This is a genomic window from Thiocapsa sp., from assembly GCF_035467215.1.
In the GTDB taxonomy this organism is placed as follows: Bacteria; Pseudomonadota; Gammaproteobacteria; order Chromatiales; family Chromatiaceae; genus Thiocapsa.
Map to the genome: position 1 here is coordinate 1 of NZ_DATITZ010000039.1, position 4160 is coordinate 4160.

Here is a 4160-nt window from a genome sequence, read left to right on the forward strand (position 1 = left end):
CGTGATGGGCATCGTGCGCCCCGGTCGTGTCGGACCTCTGGAGATGGATCCGGATGTAAGGCTTCGGGCGTGGACGAACATCTCAACGGGAAAACAAACGACAGGCCGAGGGCTCGCGCGATCCACTGGCGGGGGTTGCCCGTCTTTCAATCACCCGATCCGAGACCCTCGCAGAAGCGGCGGTAGCGGAGCATGGTGGCTGGGCCGCGATGTCGATCAGGTCAGCCGGAGAGGAGTCTCACCATCTTCAGGAAGAAGAGTTGTGGGCACGGAGTGCAGGAGTCAGTTTCGGTAACCCCGATCCGGTGCCCCGCCGGCCATAGGCACAGCACGGGCACAGCCTGGGCACATGGCCCAAAACAGCATCTTCAGGTCAGTGTGCCCGGGATCTGGGCAGGAATCAGGGACGTTGTCGCGAAGTAAGACTTCAGGTTTCCGATGGCAGGAAACGATCGGCGTAGGCCGGTCGCGCGCCGAAGCGGTAAGTACTTGAAAAAGCTTTGAATTGGCGCGCCCGACAGGATTCGAACCTGTGACCCCAGCCTTCGGAGGGCTGTACTCTATCCATCTGAGCTACGGGCGCTTTGACAACTTTTGACTTCTAGCCTCGTGGCTGTCCGGAGCAATGATTCCTAGCTTCGGAGGGCTGTACTCTATCCATCTGAGCTACGGGCGCTTTGAGGGGTTTCGCTGTCCGGAGTGTTCCGATTCAAGATGCAATCTTGAGATCCGGTTCGGCGAAGACCCAAAAGGATACTGCGATCCGCCGCGGTCGTCCATGCCGATCTTGCGCTCGGATCGAGCGTGCCCCCGGCCGTTGGTCGACCCATCCGAGCTTAGTCGACGTCGAGCATGCCTTTGAGCGCATGCAGATGGCTTAGTCCACGCGCCTTGCGGTTTTCGGGGGTCTCGTCGCGTGTATTGTCCCAGCGCAGCTGATCTTTCGGCAGCTCCGCGAGGAAGCGGCTGGGCTCGCTGGTCACCCACTCGCCGTAGCGTTTGCGCCGACGGGTGAGGGTGAAGGTGAGCGTGCGCTGTGCGCGGGTGATGCCGACATAGGCGAGGCGGCGTTCTTCCTCGATGGTCTCTTCCTCGATGCTGGTGCGGTGCGGGAGCAGCTCCTCTTCCATGCCGACCAGGAAGACGTGGGGGAACTCCAGTCCCTTCGCAGCATGCAGGGTCATGAGACTGACCCGGTCGCCGCCTTCGTCCTCGTCCTGGCGCTCCATGACGTCCATCAGGGTGAGATGGGTCGCCATCTCGGCGAGTGTCTTCTCCTGCAGCTCGCCCTTCTTGAGTGCGCCGAGCCAATCGAGCAGATCGGTGATGTTGGCGTAACGGCGGTCGGCAACTGCTTGACTGGAGGCATGCTCGCGCAGCCAGGAGGCGTAGTCGATCGTCTCGACCAGCGTGCGCATGGTCCCGACGGGGTCGCTTTCGCCGCGTCGGGCATGCTCGGAGACCAGTGCGCTGAAGGCTTGAAGGCGCTCGCGCTGGCGCTCGCTCAGGTGCTCGCCCAGCCCCAGCTCGCCGCAGGCATCGAGCAGATGGATCTCGCGCTCGCGGGCATAGTTGGCGAGCTTCTCCAGGGTCGTCGGGCCGATCTCGCGCCGCGGGGTGTTGACGATGCGCAGGAAGGCGGCGTCGTCCTGCGGATTGGCGATGAGGCGCAGGTAGGCCATCAGGTCCTTCACCTCGGCGCGGGCGAAGAAAGACGTCCCGCCGCTCAGGACATAGGGCACGTTGTGCTCGCGCAGGGCCTTCTCGAACGGGCGCGCCTGATGGTTGCCGCGATAGAGGATGGCGATGTCGCCGAACTCGGCCCCTTCGGCGAACTTCAGGTGCAGGATCTCGGAGACCACCTGCTCGGCCTCGTGACCCTCGTCCTTGCAGTGCAGGACGCGCGGCGGCTCACCGGGGCCGTGCTCGCTCCAGAGCCGCTTTTCGAAGACGTGCGGGTTGTTCGCGATCAGGGTGTTGGCGAGTCCGAGGATGGTCGCGCTGGAGCGGTAGTTTTGCTCCAGCATGATGACCTTCAGATGCGGATAGTCGGTCTGCAGCCGGGCCAGATTCTCGGGCCGCGCGCCGCGCCAGGCGTAGATGGATTGGTCGTCGTCGCCGACCACGGTGAAGGCTGCACGCGGGCCGACGAGCCGGCGGACCAGGTCGTATTGCGCCCCGTTGGTATCCTGGTATTCGTCGACCAGCAGATAACGGATCCGTCCTTGCCAGGTCTCGCGCAGTTCCGGGTGCTCGGCGAGCATCCGTGCCGGACCCAGGATGAGGTCGTCGAAGTCGACCGCGTTGTAGGCTCGCAGACTGCGCTCGTAGTCGGCGTAGAAGCCGGCAAGTCTGGCCTCGAAGTCGTCCTCCGCACGGCTTTCGGCCTGCGCGGGGTCGATCAGGTCGTTCTTCCAGCGCGAGATGCGGTGTTGGATCGCGGCAGGACTGAAGGCATCGCTCCCTTTGGTATGGCGCAGGTGCTCCTTGATCAGTGCCTCGGCGTCTTGGGCATCGAGCAGCGAGAAGCGCGGACGCAGTCCGGCGCGCTCGGGGTGTCGGCGCAGCATGTCGAGCCCCAGCGTATGGAAGGTGGAGATCGTCAGGCCACGGGTCTCCGCACCCCTGATCCGACTGCCGACGCGCTCGCGCATCTCGCGTGCGGCCTTGTTGGTGAAGGTCAGTGCGCAGATGTGGCGCGGCGAGATCCCGCCTTGATCGATGAGGTGTGCGATCTTGCGGGTGATCACGCGGGTCTTGCCCGAGCCGGCGCCGGCCAGGACCAGGAGAGGCCCGGCGGTGTAGTGCACCGCCTCGAGTTGTCGGGGGTTGAGTCCGGTCATGCGGGGTCCTGTGGCGTGAAGACGACCCGGTCCGCGTATGGCTCGAGGTGGCCTCCGGTTCGGGTCGACAAAGATACCCGATCGGCATCGCTCGAGCGCATGTCCGGATGAGGTAATCCGGGAGCGTTCGTACTACCATGCAGGTCTTTCAATCGACGGTGAGATGGTGGTCCCGTGACGAAGACGATCCTGCTGACGATCCCGCTGATGCTCTGCCTCGGGACGGCGCCCGCGCAAGAAGAGCAACCGCCGGCCCCCGGCGGAGGCTTTCTGGAGGCGCCGACGGTGATTCCCTCTCCGATCACCGGCGAGCCGGTGGAGCCCGAGATCACCATCATCGAATCCGGCGACGATGTCGTCTACGAGTACCGAATCCGCGGGGTGCTCTACATGGTCCGGATCCAACCCCAGTTGGGACCGCCCTACTATCTCTTCGACACCAACGGCGACGGCATTCTGGACATGCAGGAGAATGCGGCGAACAACGTCTCGATCCCGCAGTGGGTTCTGTTCGAGTGGAATTGAGGTCGGACCGAGTCGCGTTCTCCCCGACATGTCGAACTTAACTGGGCGGGCATGCGCGGTGCCGATGGACGACGCCGTTCAGGCCGCTCCGGTGCATCGCCCGAGTGGCCTGTTTCTCGCTGAGCCCGACACGTGGAGCCCCGTATGAAGAACGATCCCCGGCCGGGCCCTCGGGCGCGCCTGCTCGGTATCGCCGATCGGATCGACGCCGTCGTCCGAGAGATCGGCGAGTGGACGGCTTGGCTCTCGCTGGCGATGGTGCTGATCACCTTCGCCGTCGTGGTGCTGCGCTATGCCTTCGACATCGGCTCGATCGCACTGCAGGAGTCGGTGACCTACATGCATGCCGTCCTCTTTATGCTCGGCATCGCCTATACGCTGGGGCGCAACGGCCATGTGCGGGTCGATATCTTCTACGAGCGTCTCTCGCGTCGCGCGCGTGCTCGGGTGGATCTGATGGGGACGCTCCTGCTGCTGATCCCGGTTTCCATACTGATCATCTGGCTCGGTTGGGCCTATGTCGCCGAGTCCTGGCGTGTGCAGGAGGCCTCGCGCGAGGCGGGCGGCATCCCGGCGGTCTATCTCCTCAAGACCCTGATCCTGATCATGCCGATCCTGCTGTTGGCGCAGGGCCTATCCAACGCGCTGCGCAATCTGCTTTTTCTGTCGGGGATGGAGGAGGCGTTGCCGCCTTCGGACGGAGGTGTCGGTCGTGCATGAGCTGATGCCTGTTCTGCTCTTCGCGGGTGTCGTCGTCACCCTGCTGGCCGGATACCCGGTCGCCCTCTCCTT

Annotated in this window: 3 protein-coding genes and 1 tRNA gene; 2 read left to right on the top strand and 2 right to left on the bottom strand. The window is 64.2% G+C overall.

The window, feature by feature from the left end:
• Positions 1-506: 506 nt before the first annotated feature.
• Together VLR48_RS01985 and VLR48_RS01990 are read right to left on the bottom strand one after the other, a co-directional pair.
• Positions 507-583 (bottom strand) — tRNA-Arg (locus VLR48_RS01985).
• Positions 584-836: 253 nt separating this feature from the next.
• Entirely contained in the window at positions 837-2843 is a 2007-nt protein-coding gene (locus tag VLR48_RS01990; protein ID WP_325290173.1) for a UvrD-helicase domain-containing protein, read from the bottom strand.
• 174 nt (positions 2844-3017) lie between these two features.
• Here VLR48_RS01990 and VLR48_RS01995 point away from each other — a divergent pair, with 174 nt between their 5' ends.
• Both VLR48_RS01995 and VLR48_RS02000 read left to right on the top strand, forming a co-directional pair.
• The gene (locus VLR48_RS01995; RefSeq protein ID WP_325290174.1) at positions 3018-3368 is read left to right on the top strand and encodes a DUF2782 domain-containing protein; all 351 of its coding nucleotides are present in this window, start codon (positions 3018-3020) and stop codon (positions 3366-3368) included.
• Positions 3369-3512: 144 nt separating this feature from the next.
• Positions 3513-4088: a TRAP transporter small permease subunit gene (locus VLR48_RS02000; RefSeq protein ID WP_325290175.1), complete on the top strand. Its 576-nt coding sequence runs from the start codon at positions 3513-3515 to the stop codon at positions 4086-4088.
• The last annotated feature ends 72 nt before the right edge of the window (positions 4089-4160 follow it).